A 23751-nucleotide genomic window follows, 5' to 3' on the forward strand; every position below is an offset into this window, starting at 1 on the left:
CGATGTCGCGTGCCCTGAATGGCTTTATTCTGCTGGCGTTATTGCTGCTGGTGGCGCTGCCGCTGCTGTTTATCGTGCTGCAAGCGCTGTTTCCCTACTTCGGTGAAGGCAGCTGGCGCGGCGCTTTTAGCGCTTTCCCGGCGCTGCTGGACGATCCGCAGCTGGCATCGATGTGGCTGGGCACGCTGAAAATCGGCGGCGGCGTGGCGCTGTGCAGTTTGCTGCTGGGCTTACCGCTCGGCGCACTGCGCGGCCTGTTCCGCCTGCCGGGCGCGGCGTTGTGGGATCTGCTGTTTCTGATCCCGTTTCTGACGCCGCCCTATATTGTGGCGCTGTCATGGACGCTGGCGCTGCAACGCAACGGTTATATCGAACAACTCACCGGCATCAACTTCGACAGCCTGCTGTTTAGCAGCAGCGGCATGATTGGCGTGATGACGCTGAACATCTTCCCGGTGGTCTATTTTGCGGTGTCGCGTTCGCTGCTGGCGAGCGGACAACGTCTCGCCTGGGTAGCGCGCGTGCATGGCGCATCGGCGTGGCGCGGCTTCTGGTACATTACCTTACCGCTGACCTTACCGGCATTGGCAGGCGGCGTGCTGCTGGCGTTTACGCTGGCGATTGAGGAGTACGGCGTGCCCGCAGCGCTGGGTGCCCAGGCAAAGCTGACGCTGATGACCGTTGGCATTGAAACCAAACTCGCCGACTGGCCGATCGATCTGCCCGGCGCGGCATCGCTGTCACTAATGTTGAGCCTGGTGGCGCTCACGGCGTGGCTGCTGCAGCGCAAACTGACCGGCAGCAGCGATGTCACGGCGGTTGGCGGTAAACCTGTTACTCAGGAACTGGCGCATGCCGGACGCTTACAAAACCTGATGCTGCTGCCTTTTGCTGTCACCGTGCTGCTGGCGGTGGTGCTGCCGCTAGGCGCGATGACCTTGAGCGGCTTACTGAATACGCTCTCCGGTGGATTGCATCTCAGCAATCTGACGCTACGCCACTTCGGTGCGTTGTTCAGCCAGCAAGGCGATGCGCTGGCGGCCTTCTCCACCAGCATTGGCCTGGCGCTTGGCGCGGCGCTGCTGACCGGTGCGCTGGGCTTTCTCATTGCCTGGCGCGTGTCGGAAGGAAAAACCCGTTTGCTGGCAATGATGGATGGCCTGGCGCTACTGCCTGCGGCGATGCCCGGCGTGGTGGTTGGCGTGGGTTTGATTCTACTGTGGAATCGTGGTTTCTGGCCGGTTTCGCCCTATAACACCATGTTTATTCTGCTGTTGTCGTACAGCTGTTTGCTGCTGCCGTGGCCGGTGCGCTATGTCAGTAGCGCGCTGCGTCAGCTGGCCCCAACGCTGGAACCGGCGGCGCGCGTGCACGGCGCATCACGTTTGCAGGCGCTGCGGCTGGTTGTGCTGCCGCTGGTCGCACCCAGCTTGCTGGCGGCGATGATGATGGTGTTTGCCGTTGCGTCGCGCGAGCTGGTGACCTCGCTGCTGCTGGCGCCGGCAGGCACGCAAACCGTGGCGATCTTTATCTGGCGTCAGTTCGAACAAGGTTCGGTCGGGCAAGGCATGGCGATGGCCACGCTGACGCTATTCGCCAGTTTGAGTTTGATGTTGGCTGCGACGGTATTGATGAGGCGTCAGGCCCGGTGATGATAATAATGGCGGTCGCCATAAATGGCGCCCCTACGGCACGGCGATCCGGATTTCTCTTTATCTTAAAAAACAGATGGTTAATTTCCATCAACTACACTCTCCTGAGCAAAAACCGTCTCAGGAGAGAGAATGAACAACCTGCTACAGGAAAAAATTGGCCAGAACATCCTGGTAAAACTGGCGATGCTGGTGATTATTCTGGCGGGCATTCGCGCCGCCTCGGACATTCTGGTGCCCTTCTTACTGGCCAGCTTCCTGGCAATCGTGCTCAATCCGCTGGTCACAATGCTGATGCGGCGCGGCGTCAAACGTGGCCTGGCGATTACCTTGGTGATCAGCGTGATTTTTATCGTCGTGCTGTTACTTATTGCTGTACTTGCCAGTTCGGCCAGTGATTTCAGTGATACCTATCCGCAAATCCGCACCATGCTGGAGCAAAAGCTGGCCGTAGTGCAACATTTTGCCGCGCGTTTTCATATCAACATCTCTACCGAAGCGCTGGCGGCACGCCTCGATCCCAACGTGGTGATGGACATGGCCACATCGGTGTTGAAACAGCTGTCCGGCGCGATGACCAACGTGCTGCTGCTGATTCTTACCGTGGTATTTATGCTGTTTGAGGTGCGCCATCTGCCGTATAAAATGCGTAACGCGATGGTCAATCCGCAGATCCGCATCGCCGGTCTGCACCGTGCGCTGAAAGGCGTGACGCACTATCTGGCACTGAAAACGTTGGTGAGTTTGATTACCGGCGTCGCCGTTTGGCTGTCGCTGCTGCTGCTCGGCGTGAAGTTCGCGCTGTTCTGGGGTGTGGTGGCGTTCATCCTTAATTTCATCCCCAATATCGGCCCGATCATCGCCGGCATCCCGCCGTTTATTCAGGCGCTGGTGCTGAATAATATTTATGACGCCATGCTGGTGGCGGCGCTGTTCAGCGCGATTCACATGGTGTTCGGCAATATGCTGGAGCCAAGATTAATGGGACGCGGGCTGGGATTGTCGACGCTGGTGGTGTTTCTGTCGTTGATTTTCTGGGGCTGGTTGCTGGGCCCGGTCGGCATGTTGCTGTCGGTGCCGCTCACCAGCGTGACCAAGATTTTGATGGAAACCACGCCGGGCGGCAGCCGATTGGCGATTATGTTGGGTAATGGGCGGCCGGGTAAACGGGCGCGATAACAGCCAGGTCGCCATAAATGGCGACCCTACGCCGCTTATTGAAACACGCTGTTATCGGTAATTGCCTGCACATCGACTTTGTTTGGCAGGATATTCAGCTCGCTGAACAAGTCCGACACCTTCTGCACCTTCGCCACATCATCTGGCGTCACGCCACGCACGCCGTGGGAAATACGCGCAGTAATCTGCTGCGCGTCCGCCGGTTGCAGGCGCGTTAACTGCGCATAAACCTCGTTATACTGCTGCGGATGCGCCAGCGCCCATTCACGCGCTTTGGCCAAACGATGAGTGAAATCCGCAATCGCCGCGCGCTTGGCGGGATCGTCGAGCGAGCTTTGCGTGGCGGTGACAAACGACAGCGCGGTCGTCAACCCTTTGCCGTCACGCAGCAGACGCGCGCCATGCTTTTCGGCAATGCCTAAATAGGGATCGAAGGTCGCCCACGCGGCAATCTGTCCTGAGTTGAACGCCGCGCTGGCGTCGGTCGGCAACACAAAACGCACCGGCACCGTATCACGCGGCACTTTCGCCTCTTCCAGCGCCTCATACAGCAAGTGCTGCGAAATACTGCCGCGCGCCGACGAGACGACGACCTGCTTGCCGGCCAGATCCCTCACGCTGTGGATCGGCGAGTTAGCGGGCACAATCAGCCCATTCGAGCCGGCATCTCCCACATTGGTAGCGATAATCTTCAGCGGTACGCCACCCGACGCCGCCATCAGTACCGGCAAATCACCCGCGTACGAGGTGTCCACCGCACCGGCACGCTGCGCTTCAAACAGCGGTGCCGCTCCCTGGAAATTCGCCCAGCGATATTGATAAGGCGCGTCTTTCATCACATCTGCCGCTTCGATCAGCGAACGCAGATTGCGCGCCTGATCGCCCAGCACCAGCGTAACTTTACTCAAATCAGGCGCCGCCTGACTGCCAAACGCCGCGCACAGCAGCAGCGCAGAAACTACCGGTTTCAGCCATTTCATTGGGAGATTCTCAAAGTGCGTTGCGGTTGAGCTGACGGATGTAAGCATCCCAGTGCAGCTGATATTTGCGCTGGCGAATGCTGTTATCAAACGCCTGCGCGGCTTTCTCGGCAACGGCATCTGGCAGGATGATCAGATCCGCGCCGCCCGATTGTGCCGCCAGCTGGGCTTGGCAGGCGCGCTCAAGGTAATAGAGGTTGTAGAAGGCTTCTTCGATGCTGCCGCCGCTGGTTAACAGACCGTGATTGCGCAGAATCAGCGCGTTGAGATCGCCAAGATCGGCAACGATACGCTGCTGCTCGTCGAGATCCAGCGCGATACCTTCGTAATCGTGATAACCGAGGCGATTATGGAAACGGGTGCTGTGTTGCGAAATCATCAGCAGGCCGTTTCGCTGTGCCGAGACGCCAATGCCTGCGGCGGTATGAGTGTGCAACACGGCGTGCGCATCGGGACGTGCGCGGTGAATCGCACTGTGAATAACAAAACCAGCGAGGTTAATTCCCAGCCCGGTTGGGTCGTCAATAATATTGCCGTCGATGTCGATTTTCACCAGCGTTTCCGCCTGAATTTCATCGAAGGTTTGACCGAAAGCGTTGATAAGGAAGTGCGGCTGATGGCCCGGTACGCGCAGGGAAAAATGGGTGTAAATATGGTCGGTCCAGCGCAGCTTCGCCGCCAGATGGTAAGCCTGTGCTAGCTTGGTGCGCGCCTGCCATTCGCCTTCGCTGATGCGCTGCCGTAACGATGTAACATCCAGGGTTTCAGTGCTCATTTCCACTCCTCATTTCAGGTCAATGTGCTTACCTAACATCGTGGCATAGCGTTTTTGCCGCTGGGAAATGCCAATAACGGCAAAACATTGTCAGTAAACGCAAAGTGAGATTGATCATTGACCTGTATCAGACCGGTTTATTCTTAAATCGCTACCCTACACAGCCCTGTGAAAATGGTATGCTGCTGACGCCGCAACCGCAGCTTATGCACGGCGTAAACCCACCGAGGATTGTCTGGTGCCACTGAAAAAACGACATCACGATTTTGGCTGGCTCTTAATCGTCTGCGCCGGGTTGTTACCCTTGGTGCTCGGCATCCTTTGTACCGCCATCGAAGCGCGCCACACCGTCCACCAACAGCAGATTTCCACCGCCAATACCTTGCTCACTCAGGCTGAAAAGATGAGTGATAACGCATGGGATATGATCACTGAGCTGCGTCAGTATCACTATCAACCTTGCGCAAAAATCGAAGATCAGCTGCAGCGCGCCGGCACGCTCAATCCCTATTTCCGATCCATTGGTATGCTGAAAGGCGGCGACATCAGCTGCTCGTCCGCCTTTGGCCTGCAACACGGCACATTAACTGAAATGATGCTGCAGCCGCCGCCGATTACCGGCAAAGCCTGGTGGAGCATCTCGGTGCTCGGCACCAACGGCGTCCAGAATCGTCCCGCCGTGGTGTTTGTGCGCGAGCTCCCCGATACCAGCGGTTTTTGGGCGGTCATCGATGGCCAATATTTGATGGACTTTATGAACGCTATCGGCGGATCGCGTGGCTACCACATGAGCCTGCAATTTAGCGGCGGTGCGGTGATCGCCAGCGGACCGACTGACACGCGGCCTATGCTGTACATGAATAGTGAAGCTTTTCAGGCCGACTCCAGCCGCTATCCCATCACCGTTAATGTGACCGTTCCGGCTTCTGAGTTGCTGAAAGCCTGGCGTCAGGCGCTGTTCATCTTCCTGCCGATGGCGGCGATTTTTTCGATTCTGCTGATGATTCTCACCGCTAACTGGCTGCGTCGCCGTATCTCCTGGCACGATGAGATTGGCCGCGCCATCCGCGCTCGCCAGTTCTCGGTGCACTATCAACCGGTTTACAGCAATACATTACAAGCCTGCGCCGGCGCCGAAGCCTTGCTGCGCTGGCAGCGGCCAAACGGCGACATGATTCGCCCGGATATCTTTATCAGCGCCGCTGAAGCCGAAGGCATGATTGTGCCGCTGACGCAGCATCTGCTGGAGCTGATGGCTGAAGATATTCAGAGCTGGCAGGTCGAACCCGGTTTCCACATCGGGCTGAATCTGGCAGCAGAACATCTGCAACATGCCGATTTCGTGGCAGATATCGAGCTGTTTGCTGAGCGCATCAAAGATAAACAGCTGTGTATCACGCTTGAGCTGACCGAACGTAGCCTGATTGAAGATGGTGAAATGGTGGCGCGTAAGCTGCGTCATTTGCGCGCGCAGGGCATGAAAGTCGCAATCGATGATTTCGGCACCGGCCACTGCTCGCTGACCTATCTGCTCACCTTCCCGCTGGATTATCTGAAAATCGATCGCGGCTTTATTAACGCCATCGAAGGCCTCGACGTCGAAACGCCGGTACTGGATGCGATTATTAATCTGTCTCACAAGCTGGAACTGGATGTACTCGGCGAAGGCATAGAGACCGCAACGCAATTTGAGTACTTACGGCAGCGTGGTGTGATATTTATTCAGGGCTACTATTATGCCCGTCCGCTGGATAATGACCGGCTGCGTGCCTGGCTCAGCGAGCAAGGACACAAGCCACTTCTCGCTGAGGAACATCATGAGCCTGAACTGCATCATTCTTGATGATTACCAGAACATCGCCCAGTCGCTTGCCGATTGGGCGTCTCTCGCCCCACTGGTTAACACCACTTCCCTGACTGAACATGTCGCCGACCAGGATCAACTGGTTAAGCACATCGCCCACGCCGACATTCTGGTGGTGATGCGTGAACGCACGCCGCTCAGCGCCGAGCTGATTGGCCGTTTGCCTAATCTGAAAATGGTGGTCACTTCCGGCATGCGTAATGCCTCTATTGATTTAGATGCCTGCGCAGAACGCTATATCGCGGTATGTGGCACCGCCAGCAGCAGCGCGGCCCCGCTGGAACTGACGTGGGGATTGCTGCTTGGGCTGGCGCGCCATATCGTGCCTGAGAATCTGGCCCTGCGCAGCAACGGCGCGTGGCAGCACACCTTAGGCATGAGTCTGCAGGGCAAAACGCTGGGATTGCTCGGACTGGGTAAAATTGGCGGCGAGATGGCAAAAGTGGCGCAGGCGTTTGGCATGCGCGTGTGTGCGTGGAGCCAGAATTTAACCGCTGAACGCGCCGCCGAGTGTGGCGTTGAGCGCTCGCTTTCGCTGGAAGCACTGCTCAACAGCAGCGATGTGGTGTCGATTCATCTGGTGTTAAGCGAGCGCTCACGCCATTTGGTCGATGCGGCGGCGCTGGCGCAGATGAAGCCTGGCGCGCTACTGATTAATACCTCGCGAGCCGGGATTGTTGATCAACAGGCGATGATCGCTGCGCTGCAATCAGGCCAGTTAGCCGGTGCGGGGTTGGATGTGTTTGAACAGGAGCCGCTTCCTGCGGATCATCCGTTGCGTCTGCTGCCGAATGTGCTGGCGACGCCGCATCTCGGCTATGTTGCCGACAGCAATTACCGCACCTACTTTACGCAGGCGGTGGAAGATATTCAGGGATGGTTGACCGGTGCGCCGCTGCGCTCGTTACTCTAAACGGCCTGCGCGACGTTTTTCAGCAATACGCAGCGCGACTTCGAGGCTATCTTCCGCCAGCGCGCCATTCGGCAAATCGCGATGGGCGTTAAGACGTTGATTAATGCGCTCCAGCGTCGGCGTTAACTGGCCCACTAATTGCTGATATTCATCAAGCTGCGTGATGGGTTGGTTACGTGCGATGCTGGTTTGTGTCAGCCGTTGCAGCTGACGTAAACTCTCCATCGCCTGGCTGGAGAGTAATCCGGCCTGACGCCAGGTTTTCAGGCGTTGCAGCAGTTCATCGGGTTGTTGCGCCAATAATGCCAGCTGCGCATCGGCACGTTCGCCACAGTTAATCCACTCAATCGAGGTACTGGAAACGGCAGCCGTACGCGGTGCCGCAGGCACAAGATTGATAAGATTCATTTCTACACTGTCGATCATCGACAGCCAGGGATTCTTAAAAGACTGGGCGTTTTTCCTCGACATGAACACTCCACCAAAGCACGGCGGCAGAGTATTACTGAATGCTTACAAACTGGCAAGCGGTGCTTACCGCCTCACTTAATGATAAGTTTTTCTTATTTATTTGCGCAGCAATCAGGTATGGCAATAAAGCCGCGGCATGCCAGAATAATTGATTATTTGATCGCCGTTCGGGAGTTGATACATCTGATAATAATCATTGTGTGACTCTCGCGCAGAGGTGAAAAGTATCTGCACTGCAAGTGCCTCGGGCACCGTGTCATCAGCCATTACCTGCACTTTACGGGTATTCACCAACATGAAATCCCCCTGACGATGCCAGCTGCTGACAGAAACGCGGTTCAGCCGATATTGGCGATCTTGCACCATGACCGTTCCCATCAGCATTGATGAACCACTACCATCCTCTTTAAAACGAGTATGCATAACAGCATTAATCATACCCGATGGTTTTCCTTGATTATCAATGCGATATGGGACTTCACACCATTCTGGCACAGGTTCAACTGGACGAACCAATAGCACCAACGCCCAGGGAAGGATGAATGCAACAATAACAGCCAAACTCAGCAATAGTTTACGCATCCGGAAGCTCCTGAACAAACACCATCCACGATATGCACTCATTATCCTTTTGCGCGATCGGTCTGGCGCAGAGAAAAGCGCTGGTATTAACCCGGGTGCGGCTCTGATTAATATAGAGTAAGGGCGCCGTCGCGCCATTCGCTAGATGAGGCTTTAACTCTTTGAAACGTTGCAGAGCATCTCTAACGATAAAAGAGTTCGCGGAAAGGCCTTCAGCGATAAAGATCTGCGTTTGCGCCTCCTGACCATAAAATTTGTATTGCGTGCCTGCATGCTTGGTTGGAGCAAACTCCTGGCGTGCCACCAGCGCCAGCACCGCATTGATCAGTAATACTGCCAACACTATTCCGCGTAACAGCCATGATTTTTTCTTCACGGCGGCCGCTTTTATAACAGGTTCAGGCTGCGGCGTGAGCGGCTTTTCAACTTCAGCCGCAGGCGCTGCAACATCACTGCAGGATTCCACATCCACCTGTTCTGCCAGCACACAGCCAATCAGCGGCACCTGATGAATGACGGCGCCCGGCGCATGAGCCTGCTGCGCAAGACGGTTAATCTCGGTAATTGAATGGGTTAGCCGATCGGCAAAGGGAGTATCTGAGGGTTCGCGCTGAAACAGGACATGCAGCGCCTGATTGCGTACCAATTTTCCTTGTGCATTTAACACGCGACGTAACACTGCGCTTTGCAGTGGACTTAGCGCCACGCGTTGTGCAGGAGAATTGAGCGGATAAAACACCTGTTGATCGGCATCAAAACAGAGACTTTTGGCAAATAAAACAAAGCGCGCCATATGTAACCTGATTTCCAAAAAAGCAACTTACGCAAGTATATGTAGTTTCAACAAAGGGCGCACGTTTACCACTGATTGATACGTGATTTAATCCCCTTTTTTAGGCGCGTTTACGCCACAGCATTAGCTAAAAAATAGCCAGTTAATGGGGGAAACATGACAAATATCACACTAAATCGGTATACTCTGTCGCGGTTGGCAATCATTACCCCCCTAATAATTGCCCGGCAGGCCAGGGAAAAACGTTATTTCCCGGCTATGCTTTAATTTTCTCAACGCCGCGGACTGTTGGCATTTATTGAGTCCGCAGCGTTGAGGATTTTTCGAATTCCAATACAGGGTATCTGCATGAAACTACGTAGGAAGCGTGTAAAACCTATCGGGATTGATGATGTCACGATTATCGATGACTCCCGTTTACGTAAAGCCATTACCGCAGCCTCGCTGGGCAACGCGATGGAATGGTTTGATTTTGGTGTTTATGGCTTTGTGGCTTATGCGCTGGGTAAGGTGTTCTTCCCGGATGCTTCACCAAGTGTACAGATGATTGCTGCACTGGGTACGTTCTCAGTTCCGTTCCTGATTCGTCCACTCGGTGGTTTGTTCTTCGGCATGTTGGGCGACAAATATGGTCGCCAGAAAATTCTCTCTATCACCATTGTCATCATGTCGATCAGTACCTTCTGTATTGGCTTGATACCCTCATATGCCTCCATTGGCATCTGGGCACCGATCCTGCTGCTGCTGGCAAAAATGGCGCAGGGCTTCTCGGTCGGCGGTGAATATACTGGCGCATCGATCTTCGTCGCCGAGTATTCGCCTGACCGTAAGCGCGGCTTTATGGGCAGCTGGCTCGACTTCGGTTCAATTGCCGGCTTCGTGCTGGGTGCGGGGGTTGTAGTCCTGATCTCCACCATCATTGGTGAAGAGAAGTTCCTCGAGTGGGGCTGGCGCATTCCGTTCTTTATCGCGCTGCCGCTGGGCATCATTGGCTTGTATCTGCGTCATGCGCTGGAAGAAACGCCGGCGTTCCAGCAGCACGTTGATAAACTGGAACAGGGCGACCGTGAAGGTCTGCGCGATGGCCCGAAAGTGTCGTTTAAAGAGATCGCGACCAAACACTGGAAAAGCCTGTTGGCCTGTATTGGTCTGGTGATTGCCACCAACGTGACCTACTACATGCTACTGACCTACATGCCGAGTTATCTGTCGCATAATCTGCACTACTCGGAAGATCACGGCGTGTTGATTATTATCGCCATCATGATGGGTATGCTGTTTGTGCAGCCAGTAATGGGCATGCTTAGTGACCGCTTTGGCCGTCGTCCGTTTGTCATCATCGGCAGTATCGCACTGTTTGCCTTCGCGATTCCGGCCTTCATGTTGATTAACAGCGGCGTGCTGGGTCTGATTTTTGCCGGTCTGTTGCTAATGGCCGTGATCTTAAACGCCTTTACCGGTGTAATGGCATCATCGCTACCTGCGATGTTCCCAACCCACATTCGCTACAGCGCATTGGCAAGTGCCTTCAATATTTCGGTGCTGATTGCCGGTTTAACACCGACATTCGCCGCTTATTTAGTAGAAGCCACCAACAATCTGTACATGCCGGCTTACTACCTGATGGTTGTCGCGGTGATTGGTTTGATTACCGGTATCTACATGAAAGAGACCGCCAACAAGCCGCTGCGCGGTGCCACGCCAGCCGCGTCGGACATGGATGAAGCACGTGAAATCCTGCAGGAGCATCACGACAACATCGAGCAGAAAATCGAAGATATTGATGACGAGATCGCCAAGCTTGAGGCGAAACGCAAAAACCTGGTGCAGCAGCATCCGGACATCAACGAGTAATCTTCCCCACTCCCGCCGCCCGGCGGGAGTTTTCGTTTCCGCACACAATCCTTCATGCTCAGTGCCGAAAAGGGGTAAACTATTGCCACTTTTTTAACCTGCATAAGTTGTAGAGTATGTCTGAATTTAATCTGATCCAGCGCCCAAGAAGGCTGCGCAAAAGCGCGTCAATGCGCGAAATGTTCCAGGAATCTAACCTCAGCATCAACGATCTGGCGCTGCCTATCTTCGTTGAAGAAGGCGTGGACGATTACGTGCCGATAAATGCCATGCCGGGCGTGATGCGTATTCCCGAGAAACGTTTGGCGTATGAGATCGAACGTATCGCCAAAGCGGGTATCCGTTCAGTGATGACCTTCGGCATTTCCCATCACACCGATGCCACCGGCAGCGATGCCTGGAACGAAAACGGTTTGGTGGCCCGTATGTCGCGTATCTGCAAAGACACCGTGCCAGAAATGATCGTGATGTCTGATACCTGTTTCTGCGAATACACCAGCCACGGCCATTGTGGCGTACTGTGCGATCACGGCGTTGATAACGACCAAACGCTGATTAACCTCGGTAAGCAAGCCGTGGTGGCTGCACAAGCCGGTGCCGACTTTATCGCCCCTTCTGCCGCGATGGATGGCCAGGTGAAAGCCATCCGCCAGGCGCTCGACGCCGCCGGCTTCACCGATACCGCCATCATGTCGTATTCGACGAAGTTCGCCTCCTCCTTCTACGGCCCGTTCCGTGAAGCCGCAGGTACCGCGCTGAAAGGCGATCGTAAGACTTATCAGATGAATCCAATGAACCGCCGTGAAGCGCTGCGCGAGTCGCTGCTTGATGAAGCGGAAGGCGCAGATTCACTGATGGTGAAACCGGCGGGTGCCTACCTCGATATCCTGCGCGATATTCGCGAACGCACCACGTTGCCGCTGGCGGCGTACCAGGTGAGCGGCGAGTACGCGATGATCAAATTCGCCGCACAGGCGGGTGCCATCGACGAACGTAATGTGGTTCTGGAAAGCCTGGGCGCGATTAAACGTGCCGGCGCCGATCTCATTTTCAGCTATTTTGCCCTTGATCTCGCCGAGCAAAAAGTGCTCTGATTATCATTACGCCTGGCATCGGACATCGCATCCCGCTGCCAGGCGCTTTCAGCCTTTATGGCACCAACACCAGTGTTTCAGTCATTCCATAATTAATAAGAGTCACGCGATGAAAGCACCTGCACTGCCTGCGGACGAGTCACATCGTCTGGCCCAGTTACGTGCGCTCAACATTCTGCACACGCCGGCAGAAGAGCGTTTCGACCGATTAACCCGCCTTGCCCGTCGTTTGTTTGGCGTGCCCGTCGCGCTAGTCAGCCTGCTGGAAGAGGACCATCAGTGGTTCAAATCGGCGGCCGGTTACGCTGCTACCACCGCACCGCGCAATACCTCTTTCTGCGGCCACGCCGTGCTGCAGGATGATGTGATGGTGGTGGAGAATGCCCTCGAAGATGAACGCTTCCACGATAATCCCCTGGTAAATAACAGCGATAATCCGGTGCGTTTCTACGCCGGTTGCCCGTTGCGTACGCCTGCCGGTGCTAAAGTCGGCACGCTGTGCATTATCGATCACCATGCGCGCCAGTTCGATGCAGACGATATCCACACCCTGCGCGATTTGGCTGCGATGGCGGAAGCGGAGCTGGTGGCTTTCCAGACCGCGACCTCCGATGAATTGACGCAAATCACCAATCGCCGTGGCTTTATGACGCTCGGCCAGCTGGCGCTGAATGAGTGCCAGGTGAAGCAGTTACCCGCCAGCCTGACATTCCTCGATCTCGATCGCTTTAAAGCCATTAACGATACGCTCGGCCATCGCGAAGGCGACCGCGCGCTGATGGATTTTGCCGATGCCATGAAAGTGAGTTTCCGCCACGCGGATATCTTTGCCCGTTTGGGCGGCGATGAGTTTGTGGTGCTGTTTAACGGCTTACAGCTCGCCGATGCCGAAGGCGTGTTGGCGCGCTTTGATGGTTTCCTGCAACAGCAAACCCAGAATCTGGAGCGGCGTTACGCCCTGCACTTCTCATCGGGCATTGTTGAGTTCGATCCTGACCATCCGCAATCGCTGGAACAATTGCTGGAAGGTAGCGACGAACGGATGTACGCCGCTAAAAATGGGAAAAAGAAGCTAAGTTGATGTTGGCCGCCATGAATGGCGACCCTGCGGTTAATTGCCAGCTAAATCGGCGATTAATGTCTGATTAAACTTCTGCGGCTCTTCCATTTGCGGCGCGTGGCCCATGCCGGGGAATTCGATTAACCGTGCGCCGGGAATCAGCTGCGCCACCTGCTTGCCCAGCACGTTGTAATGACCGAGTTTTGCTTTCACGTCCGGCGGCGCGATATCGCTGCCAATCGCCGTAGTATCAGCGGTCCCGATCATTAAGGTGGTTGGCACGCGCAGATCTTTAAATTCGTAATAAACCGGCTGTGTGAAAATCATGTCGTAGATTAACGCCGAGTTCCACGCCACTTTTTTGTGGCCCGGTCCGCTGTTCAATCCGGCCAGCATATCGACCCATTTGTCATACTCCGGCTTCCACTGGCCGCTGTAATAAGTCTGCTGTTCATACTTCTTGATACCCGCCGCATCCAGCTTGAGTTCACGTTGATACCACTGATCCACCGAGCGCCACGGCGCGCCTTTGGCTTTCCAGTCTTCTAAACCGATGGGATTGACCAGCACCAGCTTCTGCGTTTGCTGTGGGTACATCAGCGCATAGCGCGTCGCCAGCATGCCGCCGGTGGAATGCCCAACAATAATGGCGTTGTCGATACCCAGCTGCTGCAACAGCTGATGGGTGTTCTGCGCCAGCTGCTGGAAAGTGTATTGATAGTTAGCGGGTTTGGTTGAGCTGCAGAAGCCAATCTGATCCGGCGCAATCACCCGATAACCTTTCTGGCTCAGCGCTTTGATGGTGTCGTCCCAGGTTGCGCCACAGAAGTTCTTGCCGTGCATCAGCACCACGGTTTTGCCGTTGGCCTGCTGCGTAGGTTTGACATCCATATAGCCCATACTCAGCGCTTGCTGCTGCGAGGTGAAATTAAAGTGCTGCAGAGGATAGGGATAGTTGAAGCCCTCCAACTGCTCGCCATACACATTGGCAGCGAGCGCCGGGGCGGTAACGCAGAGCGCGATTGATGCCAGAATAACGGCAAGTGACTGTTTTGGCTTGAAACGAAAATCCATAGCGCCATTCCTCAAGAGTGAAAACCTTCAGTCTGGCACGTTAATTCGCGTTAAGTATTGATGAAGTGTGCCGCCAAAAAAACACGCCTTTTACTATTAAGCATCACAACGCCATGAAAAATTTGAGTTAATAATAACGCCCGTTATTACGGTAAATATTCAACACCATCACAACAAGAAAACCTGTAAATTCACTAAAACCAAGACCGGTCTTGATGACAAATAACAAAATAGCTCAATAATCAGAAAACTTTACATTAATTGCAGATTGGAAAGATTAATTAAATTACACTCTGTGCGTGTTAATGGAGGACTATGATGACACAGCAAAAATACAATGAAGGGGTAATTGATTCGGTAACCGAATGGATTGTGGCTAATCTGGATCAACGTTTAAGCATCGATGATATCGCACTAAAGTCCGGCTATTCTAAATGGTATTTGCAGAAACTCTTCGCCCGCTATCACAATGAAACGCTGGCACGCTACATCCGCAAAAAGAAACTGGTTCAATGTATCAATGACTTAAAAGCCAGCAACGTGCCAATTATCAGTCTGGCGGTTAAATACCATTTCGAAAGTCAGCAATCCTTTACCCGGTCGTTTAAGCATGTATTAGGCTGCACACCGCTGTATTGCCGCAAGCGCCAGCTCGATGATGAAACCAAACAAGCAATGCGTGAAAGCAACGATCCCTGCATGCTGTGTCGTCAAGCGGGTTTTGATGCCACAGAACGTGCTAAAGATATTGTTACGCCGCTAGCGCGCAACGATAGATTTCCACCCCGAATCGGTTGTGTGATGCGTTGATAAATAACCGATCTTTTATTAACGCCTTTTGACATCAACAGACTTATTCATTTCAATTAAATGCTCTATTTCACCAATGAAAAACGGATGGCGCACCATCCGTTTATTCATTTAGTAATTCGATTTATTTGGCGCGATTACACGCTTTTTAAAATGCGCGAGCCGATTATCCAGCGCATCGGTATACAGCATGGTATCCACACCAACGGCAACAAAGTTTGCTCCCCAACTGATGGCGCGTTCTGCCATTTCAAGATTCACCGCCAGAAAACCGGCCGCTTTTCCCGCGCTGCGGATGCGTTTAATACTGTGCTCAATCACCTTCTGCACTTCAGGATGCGCTGCATTATCGGGATAACCTAATGAGGCGGATAAATCTGCCGGGCCAATAAATATCCCGTCAACGCCTTCGACTTCCAGTAACGCATCCAGATTATCAATCGCCGTTTTGCTTTCGGCCTGAATCAACAGGCACAACTCTTCATTGGCGCGTGCCATATAATTTTCCACGCGCCCCCAGCGTGCCGCCCGCGCCACGCCAGCGCCGACGCCGCGCGTACCGTAAGGCGGATAACGCGTCGCCTGCACCAGCGCTTTTGCCTGCTCGGCGCTATCGATCATCGGTACCAACAAGGTGCGCGCACCGATATCCAGCACCTGCTTAATCAATGCGGTCTGGAATTCAATCGGACGAATCACCGGCTGGCTGCGATAAGGCGCGACCGCCTGCAATTGATGATAGAGATCCTGCACGGTATTCGGGGCGTGTTCGCCATCAATCAGTAGCCAGTCGTAGCCGCTGGTGGCAGCAATTTCGGCCAGATACGACGAGGTGCTGCTCAGCCACAAGCCTATCTGCGTTTCACCTTGGGCCAATCCGGCTTTGAAAGGATTTTTTAATGGGTCCTGCATAGCTTCTCCTAACTCAATGACTTGCCTGCTGAGAGTGCGGCAACTGACGCTCCACTTTCAGGCTGAGGATAATGAGTGAACCGATGGCGGCAATCAGCGCCAGCGCCAGCAATCCGGCGGCGCTGCTGTTAAATTGCATCTCGGCATTTACGCGAATCAGCGGCGCGAGGAAGCCACCCACGGCGCCAAACAAGTTGACGAAGCCGATGCCAGCCGCCAGCGCGGTACCAGAAAGCAGCTGCGTCGGCATGGTCCAGAACACCGGCTGCACGGCAATAAACCCCACCGCCGCGACGCTAAGCGCAATGATGGCCAACAGCGGTGAAACCAATCCGGACAAACCAATCCCAGCCGCCGCCGCCAGCAAGGTGAACGCCGCCACCCGGCGACGCTCGCCGCTGCGGTCGGAGTAGCGTGGAATCAGCCAGGTGCCAAACAGCGCGGCAACCCACGGAATCGCCGCCACTAGCGAGGCGAGGAAACCGACTTTGGTGCCCAACAGCGCCGCCACTTGCGATGGCAGGAAGAAGATCAGTCCATATACCGCAATCTGGATGGTCATGTAGATGATGGCGAGTTGCCAGACGCGACCATTGCGCAGCGCATCACGCAGATGTGACGTCGGCTTTTGCTGCTCTTCGCTCTCCAGCTGACGTTGCAGCGCCTGTTTCTCCTCGGCGCTGAGAAAACGCGCTGTTGCCGGCGTATCGTCGATATAGCTGAAGGTGAAAACACCGGCCGCTACCGCCAGCAATCCTTCAATGATAAACATCCAGAACCAGCCGGGATGGCCCAGCACGCCGTGCATTTCCAGCAGTGCGCCAGAAAGCGGTGAACCCAGCGTCAACGCCAGCGGCGCACCCATATAAAACAGCCCCATAACGCTGGCGCGCTGCTGCTGCGGGAACCACAGCGAGGTGAGATAAATCATGCCGGGAAAGAAACCCGCCTCAGCAGCGCCGAGCAAGGTGCGCACCAGCAGGAATTTGGCTTCGGTATCTGCAAATGCCATCGCCGCAGAAAGAAATCCCCACAGCAGCGTGGTGCCGCCAATCCAGCTGCGTGCACCGAATCGCTTCATTAACAAATTAGCCGGTACGCCAAGTAGCGCGTACACCACAAAGAAGATTCCGGCACCTAACGCGTAAGCTTCATTACTCAGGCCGGTATCCAGTTGATACGCCTCTTTGGCAAAACCGATGTTGGCGCGATCCAGAAACGCCAGCACGTAGAGCATCAACATGAAAGGAATAAGACGTGCGCGGTTCTTTTTAACCGCGCTTAACACCAGATTATCCATGGTAAAACCCTCACGCACGGCTGCGACGCGTCGCCGCAGCCGCTGCGATTAGTGTTGATAAGGACGCTTCAGTCCATCGCGATTCAGTTCCACGCCGAAGCCCGGTTTATCCAGTACCGATTTGTGCATACGACCGTTAACCGGCACCGGTTCGTTGATCAGTAGCGGATCAAACTGTGGACGCAGCGTGCTGCAATCCGGGCTGGTCATCAGGAATTCACTGAAAGGGCTGTTGGTGAAGGTGATCACCGCATGATGCGAGTAAACCGAAGAGCCATGCGGCACCACCAGCTGGCCGCGTGATTTCGCCAGCGCCGCTACCTCAACCAGCGTTGTCAGGCCGCCGCACCAACCCACATCCGGCTGCAGAATATCGATGCCGGTTTCTGCCAGCGTGCGGAACGATTGCAGCGTGCCGTGATGTTCGCCGCTGGTGATTAACATGCCCTGCGGCGCTTGCTGTTTCAGCTGTGCGTAACCTTCGAACTGTTGCGGCGGCAAACACTCTTCCAGCCACTTGACGTTATAAGGTGCGCAGGCGTGCGCCAGTTTGGTGGCGAAATTGACGTCCTGACTCATCCAGCAATCGAGCATCAGCCAGAAATCCGGGCCGCAGGTTTCGCGATAGTGAGCGATGCGTGCCACCTCTTTACGGATGCCTTCATCGCCATCATGCGGTCCCCACTGCACCGCCATTTTGCCGCCGATAAAGCCCATCTTCTGCGCCAGATCCGGACGCGCGCCGGTGGCATAGAACTGCAGTTCATCGCGCACCGCGCCGCCCAGCAGTTTGTAGACCGGCAGATCGGTGACTTTGCCAAACAGATCCCACAGCGCCAAATCGACACATGAAATGGTGTTCATCACCAACCCACCCGATCCGGCGTAGTACATGGTGGCGTTCATCATCTGGTCGTGAATCAGCTTGATGTCGCTGACGCAGCGCCCTTCGAGGAAACGATTGAGATGCTTTTCCACGATGAAACAGCCCATTTCGCCACCGGTGGTAATGGCGAAACCGGTTTGACCGTTATCGGCTTCAACTTCCACGATCAGCGTGCCTAACACGTTGATGCCAAAGGATTGACGCGACTGCTCATACTGTTTGTATTTGCTCATTGGCGTGGCGACGTGGTCGTCAATCCAGTGATTGGCACCTTGATCGTGATAATCGCCGCCAGCCGCCGCTTTATCAGCGGTAGCGCCACCGGCAAAGTAGGCGCGGACAGTTTTAATTTTAGGTAGGGACATGCTCTTCTCCTGGTTATGAGGCGTGCTTTTCCGCCGGGCTACGCCAGCCCAGCAGACGGGAAATATCGCGGGCGCAGGCAATCACCTGACCAGCAAGGTAATCGCGTTTGTCGTCGTCAATCTCGAGTCGGGTACCCACCAGAGAAATGGCAGCGACTAACTGCTGGCGGGCATTGAAAATCGGCGCGGCAACGCAGCGCACATCGGGATAATCTTCGCCGTTATCAAAGCTCCAGCCCTGACGGCGAATGCGTGCCAGCTCAGTGCGCAGCGCGTCGGCGTTGCGCAGCGAGGTTGGCGTCACCGCCACAAAGCGCAGGCCGCTGATGATGCGTTCCTGTTCTTCAGGTTGCTGCCAGGCCAGCAGACACTTGCCAATGCCCGAGCGATAGAGCGACAGGCTTTTCCCTTCGTGCGATCGCACGCTGATGGTGGCGGCAGATTCGAGCTTGAGGATGTAGCAGGCATGACCACCATCGAGGATGCCGAGGTGGCACAACAGATTGGTGTGCTGCATTAAGCGCGTCAGACGTGGACGCGCGATATCGCGGATATCCATGTGCTGCAACGCGTGACCGGCAAATTCCACCAGCCGCGTCCACAAGCAGTAGTTGTTGTTGCGATCAATGGTGATCAGACGCTGTTTTTTCAGTTCAGCGAACAGCAGATAGGCGCTGCTTTTGGGAAGCGCCAGCGTTTCAATTATCTCGGCGGCACTGCACGGTCCGTGCTGGGCAATAAAGTCGAGAATCGCAATGGCGCGCGTCAGCGCAGGGACAGGCGTAATTTCCAACATGCTGGACTCCAGTCTGATGATCTGGAGCGCAGTGTTGTGGTTTTAACCCTTGAGAAGTGTGCGCCGCTTCAAATTACGTGGCGCACAGTGCGTCTGGCGGCTACGCGTGTGCGGGAATGTGAATCGCGCCGCGCTGCAAGTACAGCCGACTGTACTCGCAGCGCAGAATCAAGAATTTAAGAGAAAATGTATTTGATCGCTGCAATCACCATCGTAGTGGTCATCACCATTAACAAACGCTTTATCCAGCGCATATCGATTTTCAGCGCGGCAACATCCGCTTTGAGTTGTTTGACGTCAGCTTTTAGTTCGTCAATGTCCTTAATCGCGCCACTTAAGCGAAAATCGAGATCTTTAATAGCACCAGTAAGCCGAACATCAAGCTCCCTGATAGCACCACTAAGCCGATTATCCAGCTCCCTAATAGCGCCACCTAGCCGGTCATCTAGCTCTTTAATCGCACCAGTAAGTCGAACATCCAGTTCCCTAATATCGCTACTTAGCCGGTCATCTAGCTCTTTAATCGCACCAGTAAGTCGAACATCCAGTTCTTTAATATCGCTACTTAGCCGGTCATCTAGCTCTTTAATCGCACCAGTAAGTCGAACATCCAGTTCTTTAATACTCCCTGTAATGCCTTCTCCGGCCTTAATCAAATCGGCACGAGATAACGCATTGTCCTGCTGCATTTCGGTAAAGATCTCGACCATGGCTTCGGCTTGCTGATCGCTGACGCCGGCCAGCTGCAGTGCTTTAAAAGCTTTGTGTGTATTCATCATCGCGAGTGTCATCCGTGAAGCTCTTGATTTGAGGTGAGGCATAAGCCGACATCTTGCTCAGCGAGCGATTGTTGCGCCATGTAAGTGTTGATATTTTGCGCGGCATTGCGAAAAATATCAATTAGTACAACAAGTAACGTTCAGACGGATGCGGGCATCTCGCAAAATTGACGTCAGGATCTGCCGCGAAAAGTTTTGCGATATTGCAGCGGGGAGGTGTTGAGTTGCTTCTTGAAATGGCAGCAAAGCTGTAGAGGCTTACGCTGCCAGTGCAATGATCACTGAACCGGCTGGCCCGGTAGCAATTTCTCAGACATCAACCGGCGGCAGGATAAACTTTCCTGCCGCGCTTGCTGCTGCTGTTGCGGCGACAAATCCTGCCAAACCGTTTGCAGATGCTCTGCCAGGCCTTGCTGGAAATGCACCTTCTGCAATGCGTAATCGGAATTACTGCCTTCAATAATCTGCTGCATATCTTGCGGAGCATTGCCGCGCCCATCGTGAGTCAGCGTACAGAACATGGCGATGTAATAACCTTTATCCTCATCGCTGTAGTGCGGCATCAGCCACCAAACCACAGCACTGATGACGATCAGCAAAGGCACAATGTATTTGAGTTTTAACATGAATAGGTTTATCCGCTGAAGAGTGAAGCGCGCCATGATAGCGACGTGAATTAAAGTGCTTGCGCGCACGCCCAGGCAGAGCTCCATGCCCACTGGAAGTTGTAACCGCCCAGCCAGCCGGTAACGTCCACCACTTCGCCGATAAAGAATAAGCCAGGCACATCGCGCGCTTCCATGGTTTTTGATGACAGCTGGGTGGTGTCAACGCCGCCCAACGTCACTTCGGCAGTGCGATAACCTTCAGTGCCGTTCGGCTGTACGCGCCACTGATGCAGCATATTAACCAGCTCGCCCTGCTGCTTGCTGTTCAGCTGCTTCAGCGTGACGTCAGGAATCTGCTTCAGCTCCTGCAGCACCTCAACCAAACGTTTTGGCAGAATTTTCGCCAGGCTGTTTTTCAGGCTAAGGTTGGGATGCGCTTCGCGCTGCACATGAATGAAATCATCCAGCGAGGTGGCGGGTGATAAATCAATGGTGACGAATTCGCCCGGCTGCCAGTAGCTGGAGATTTGCAGCACCGCAGGGCCCGATAAGCCGCGATGGGTAAACAGCATCGCCTCTTTAAATAAGGTGCCATCCTGCGCGGTGATGGTGGTGGGCAGCGCGACGCCCGACAGCGTGTTGAGCTGTTCCAGCAGCGGTTTATGCAGCGTGAACGGCACCAATGCCGCGCGCGTCGGGAACACTTTCAGGCCGAACTGATCCGCCACTTTGTAGCCAAACGGCGTGGCGCCGAGGCCCGGCATCGAGAGCCCGCCGCTGGCGATCACCAGTTTTTCGGCCTGCACCAAAGTACCGTTCAGCTGTAAGGTATAGCCGCGGTCGTCGCGCTCGACGCTCAGCACTTCACTGCGCAGTCGCAGCGTCACTTGCCCGGCATCACACTCTTTCAGTAGCAAATCGACAATCTGCTGCGCGGAGTCATCGCAGAATAATTGTCCCAGCGTTTTCTCGTGATACGCAATGCCGTGACGATTGACCAGATCGATGAAATCCCACTGGTTGTAACGCGCCAGCGCCGATTTACAGAAATGCGGGTTGTGCGACAGGTACGCAGCGGGCTCGGTATGCATGTTGGTGAAGTTGCAGCGACCGCCACCCGACATCAATATCTTGCGACCGGCTTTTTTGCCGTTATCCAGCAGCAATACGCGACGACCCAATTGTCCCGCCTGCGCCGCGCAGAACATGCCGGCTGCGCCTGCACCAATAATGATAACGTCAAACTTTTCCACTGCTTTTATCCGCCTTGCCTGAAAGGCGCTGATTGTAGGGATTTGCGGCTTTTAGCGCCAGCTTCAAAAAAATGCCGTAAATGTGTCATAATGTAACTCACTAATTTTTAGCCGTTTTCAGCTAAATCTATACGCTGCATTACAATTTTAAGACAATAAAGAGCTATATTTTTCTTTCATATCGCGCACGTTGTCGCAGATAATGCGCCGCGTTCATGTCCTCCCAAAATGGCGTAACGTTTATGCTACATCTGTTTGCTGGTCTCGACCTCAGTACCAGCCTGTTACTGATTCTTGCTCTGCTGTTTGTATTGTTTTACGAAGCAATCAACGGTTTTCACGACACTGCTAACGCGGTCGCGACTGTCATTTATACCCGTGCGATGCGGGCGCAACTGGCGGTTGTCATGGCGGGTGTTTTCAACTTCTTAGGTGTTTTGCTTGGTGGATTGAGCGTGGCGTACGCCATCGTTCACATGCTTCCGACCGATTTACTGTTGAATGTCGGTTCGGCCCACGGCCTGGCTATGGTCTTCTCCATGCTGCTGGCCGCGATTATCTGGAACCTCGGCACCTGGTATTTGGGTTTGCCCGCCTCCAGTTCTCACACATTGATTGGCGCTATCATCGGTATTGGTCTCACCAACGCCCTGATGACCGGCACCTCGGTGGTTGATGCGCTCAACCTGCCGAAAGTCATCAATATCTTCATGTCCCTGATTCTTTCACCGATTGTAGGTCTGGTGATTGCAGGCGGTCTGATCTTTGTCCTGCGTCGCTACTGGAGCGGAACCACCAAACGTTCCCGCATCCATATGACGCCTGCTGACCGTGAAAAGATTGATGGCAAGAAAAAGCCTCCGTTCTGGACGCGCATTGCCCTGATCGTTTCCGCGATTGGCGTGAGCTACTCTCACGGCGCTAACGATGGTCAGAAAGGCATCGGCCTGATTATGCTGGTGCTGATCGGCGTCGCGCCGGCGGGATTTGTGGTGAACCTGAATGCATCCGGTTATGACATCACCCGCACCCGCGATGCCGTCAATCATCTGGAGCAGTATTATCAGCAGCACAACGAGTCGCTGACGCACATGATGCAGCTGGCGCCGCCTGTGGTGCCTACTCCGGATGAATCGCTTGGCGGTCCGCAGGAGTTTCATTGCGACAGCAGCCGTGCGCTGCAGGCTATCGATCGTGCGCAGCTGCTGCTTAACAACCTGCAGAGCTATGATCAGCTGACGGTTGATCAACGCAGCCAGATGCGTCGTCTGCTGCTGTGCGTTTCCGATACCGTGGATAAAGTGGCCAAGCTGCCGGAAACCAGCGCGGAAGATAAGCGCTTCCTCAACAAGCTGAAAAGCGATTTGCTGGGCACCGTTGAGTACGCTCCGATCTGGATTATTGTGGCTGTGGCGCTGGCGCTCGGCATCGGTACCATGATTGGCTGGCGTCGTGTTGCCACCACCATTGGTGAGAAAATCGGTAAGAAAGGCATGACGTATGCGCAAGGGATGTCGGCGCAGGTGACAGCCGCAGTATCGATTGGCGTGGCCAGTTACACCGGTATGCCGGTTTCGACCACGCACATTCTGTCGTCGTCGGTGGCCGGTACTATGCTGGTCGATGGCGGTGGATTGCAGAGTCGCACCATCAAAAATATCGCTATGGCGTGGGTGTTCACCTTGCCGGTATGTATTTTGCTGTCGGGTTCGCTCTACTGGATTGCACTGAAACTGATCTAAGCAAAGCGC

22 protein-coding genes are annotated in these 23751 nt (G+C 54.5%); 9 read left to right on the forward strand and 13 right to left on the reverse strand.

Annotated features, from left to right (window positions below):
- Window positions 1–2: 2 nt before the first annotated feature.
- Window positions 3–1652, forward strand: a complete 1650-nt coding sequence (locus tag NQH49_RS18205; protein WP_256697703.1) for an ABC transporter permease — start codon at window positions 3–5, stop codon at window positions 1650–1652.
- A 132-nt stretch (window positions 1653–1784) separates the two neighbouring features.
- Window positions 1785–2831, forward strand: a complete 1047-nt coding sequence (locus tag NQH49_RS18210) for an AI-2E family transporter (RefSeq protein WP_256697705.1) — start codon at window positions 1785–1787, stop codon at window positions 2829–2831.
- Between the two features lie 35 nt (window positions 2832–2866).
- Here NQH49_RS18210 and NQH49_RS18215 read toward each other — a convergent pair whose 3' ends face one another.
- Window positions 2867–3811 carry an ABC transporter substrate-binding protein gene (locus NQH49_RS18215; protein ID WP_256697706.1) on the reverse strand — a complete coding sequence of 315 codons (945 nt, stop codon included), beginning with the start codon at window positions 3809–3811 and terminating at the stop codon, window positions 2867–2869.
- Between the two features lie 10 nt (window positions 3812–3821).
- On the reverse strand, window positions 3822–4586 hold the full coding sequence (locus NQH49_RS18220; RefSeq protein WP_256697707.1) for a class II aldolase/adducin family protein: 765 nt from the start codon (window positions 4584–4586) through the stop codon (window positions 3822–3824).
- Window positions 4587–4824: 238 nt separating this feature from the next.
- Between NQH49_RS18220 and NQH49_RS18225 the strand changes: the two genes are divergently transcribed.
- Window positions 4825–6429 (forward strand): EAL domain-containing protein, encoded by a 1605-nt coding sequence (locus NQH49_RS18225; protein WP_256697708.1) that lies wholly within the window; start codon window positions 4825–4827, stop codon window positions 6427–6429.
- Window positions 6404–7363 carry a D-2-hydroxyacid dehydrogenase family protein gene (locus NQH49_RS18230; protein ID WP_256697710.1) on the forward strand — a complete coding sequence of 320 codons (960 nt, stop codon included), beginning with the start codon at window positions 6404–6406 and terminating at the stop codon, window positions 7361–7363. The genes NQH49_RS18225 and NQH49_RS18230 overlap by 26 nt, the downstream gene beginning before the upstream one ends.
- On the opposite strand, the gene NQH49_RS18235 is transcribed toward NQH49_RS18230, so the two are convergent.
- The 3 genes from NQH49_RS18235 to NQH49_RS18245 form a co-directional block, all read right to left on the reverse strand.
- Window positions 7355–7834 carry a hypothetical protein gene (locus NQH49_RS18235; RefSeq protein ID WP_256697711.1) on the reverse strand — a complete coding sequence of 160 codons (480 nt, stop codon included), beginning with the start codon at window positions 7832–7834 and terminating at the stop codon, window positions 7355–7357. The genes NQH49_RS18230 and NQH49_RS18235 overlap by 9 nt on opposite strands.
- Before the next feature lie 111 nt (window positions 7835–7945).
- Window positions 7946–8416, reverse strand: a complete 471-nt coding sequence (locus NQH49_RS18240; RefSeq protein WP_256697712.1) for a hypothetical protein — start codon at window positions 8414–8416, stop codon at window positions 7946–7948.
- Window positions 8409–9095 (reverse strand): hypothetical protein, encoded by a 687-nt coding sequence (locus tag NQH49_RS18245; protein ID WP_256697713.1) that lies wholly within the window; start codon window positions 9093–9095, stop codon window positions 8409–8411. The genes NQH49_RS18240 and NQH49_RS18245 overlap by 8 nt, the downstream gene beginning before the upstream one ends.
- Before the next feature lie 462 nt (window positions 9096–9557).
- Between NQH49_RS18245 and proP the strand changes: the two genes are divergently transcribed.
- From proP to NQH49_RS18260, 3 genes are all read left to right on the forward strand, one after another.
- Entirely contained in the window at window positions 9558–11063 is a 1506-nt protein-coding gene (proP, locus tag NQH49_RS18250) for a glycine betaine/L-proline transporter ProP (protein ID WP_256697714.1), read from the forward strand.
- A gap of 116 nt (window positions 11064–11179) precedes the next feature.
- A complete protein-coding gene (hemB, locus tag NQH49_RS18255; protein WP_256697715.1) occupies window positions 11180–12157 on the forward strand; it encodes a porphobilinogen synthase in 978 nt (325 codons plus the stop codon).
- Between the two features lie 109 nt (window positions 12158–12266).
- Window positions 12267–13238 carry a GGDEF domain-containing protein gene (locus NQH49_RS18260; protein ID WP_256697716.1) on the forward strand — a complete coding sequence of 324 codons (972 nt, stop codon included), beginning with the start codon at window positions 12267–12269 and terminating at the stop codon, window positions 13236–13238.
- A 30-nt stretch (window positions 13239–13268) separates the two neighbouring features.
- On the opposite strand, the gene NQH49_RS18265 is transcribed toward NQH49_RS18260, so the two are convergent.
- The gene (locus NQH49_RS18265; protein WP_256697717.1) at window positions 13269–14291 is read right to left on the reverse strand and encodes an alpha/beta fold hydrolase; all 1023 of its coding nucleotides are present in this window, start codon (window positions 14289–14291) and stop codon (window positions 13269–13271) included.
- Window positions 14292–14609: 318 nt separating this feature from the next.
- Between NQH49_RS18265 and NQH49_RS18270 the strand changes: the two genes are divergently transcribed.
- Window positions 14610–15101 carry an AraC family transcriptional regulator gene (locus tag NQH49_RS18270; protein WP_256698459.1) on the forward strand — a complete coding sequence of 164 codons (492 nt, stop codon included), beginning with the start codon at window positions 14610–14612 and terminating at the stop codon, window positions 15099–15101.
- Window positions 15102–15212: 111 nt separating this feature from the next.
- Here the strand turns inward: NQH49_RS18270 and yfaU are convergent, their stop codons facing one another.
- From yfaU to NQH49_RS18305, 7 genes are all read right to left on the reverse strand, one after another.
- Window positions 15213–16013, reverse strand: coding sequence for a 2-keto-3-deoxy-L-rhamnonate aldolase (gene yfaU, locus NQH49_RS18275; RefSeq protein ID WP_256697718.1), 801 nt, complete (start codon window positions 16011–16013; stop codon window positions 15213–15215).
- 13 nt (window positions 16014–16026) lie between these two features.
- Window positions 16027–17313 (reverse strand): MFS transporter, encoded by a 1287-nt coding sequence (locus NQH49_RS18280; RefSeq protein WP_256697719.1) that lies wholly within the window; start codon window positions 17311–17313, stop codon window positions 16027–16029.
- A 48-nt stretch (window positions 17314–17361) separates the two neighbouring features.
- Window positions 17362–18564, reverse strand: coding sequence for an L-rhamnonate dehydratase (rhmD, locus tag NQH49_RS18285; RefSeq protein ID WP_008108157.1), 1203 nt, complete (start codon window positions 18562–18564; stop codon window positions 17362–17364).
- A gap of 13 nt (window positions 18565–18577) precedes the next feature.
- Window positions 18578–19360 (reverse strand): IclR family transcriptional regulator, encoded by a 783-nt coding sequence (locus NQH49_RS18290; RefSeq protein ID WP_256697720.1) that lies wholly within the window; start codon window positions 19358–19360, stop codon window positions 18578–18580.
- 176 nt (window positions 19361–19536) lie between these two features.
- The gene (locus NQH49_RS18295; RefSeq protein WP_256697723.1) at window positions 19537–20151 is read right to left on the reverse strand and encodes an apolipoprotein A1/A4/E family protein; all 615 of its coding nucleotides are present in this window, start codon (window positions 20149–20151) and stop codon (window positions 19537–19539) included.
- A 266-nt stretch (window positions 20152–20417) separates the two neighbouring features.
- Window positions 20418–20765, reverse strand: a complete 348-nt coding sequence (locus NQH49_RS18300) for a hypothetical protein (RefSeq protein ID WP_256697724.1) — start codon at window positions 20763–20765, stop codon at window positions 20418–20420.
- Between the two features lie 50 nt (window positions 20766–20815).
- Entirely contained in the window at window positions 20816–22000 is a 1185-nt protein-coding gene (locus NQH49_RS18305; RefSeq protein ID WP_256697725.1) for a BaiN/RdsA family NAD(P)/FAD-dependent oxidoreductase, read from the reverse strand.
- A 242-nt stretch (window positions 22001–22242) separates the two neighbouring features.
- On the opposite strand from NQH49_RS18305, the gene pitA reads away from it, so the two are divergent.
- Complete coding sequence (gene pitA, locus NQH49_RS18310; protein ID WP_256698460.1) at window positions 22243–23742, forward strand: inorganic phosphate transporter PitA; 1500 nt, start codon at window positions 22243–22245, stop codon at window positions 23740–23742.
- The last annotated feature ends 9 nt before the right edge of the window (window positions 23743–23751 follow it).

It is taken from the genome of Pantoea trifolii, assembly GCF_024506435.1.
GTDB lineage: Bacteria > Pseudomonadota > Gammaproteobacteria > Enterobacterales > Enterobacteriaceae > Pantoea > Pantoea trifolii.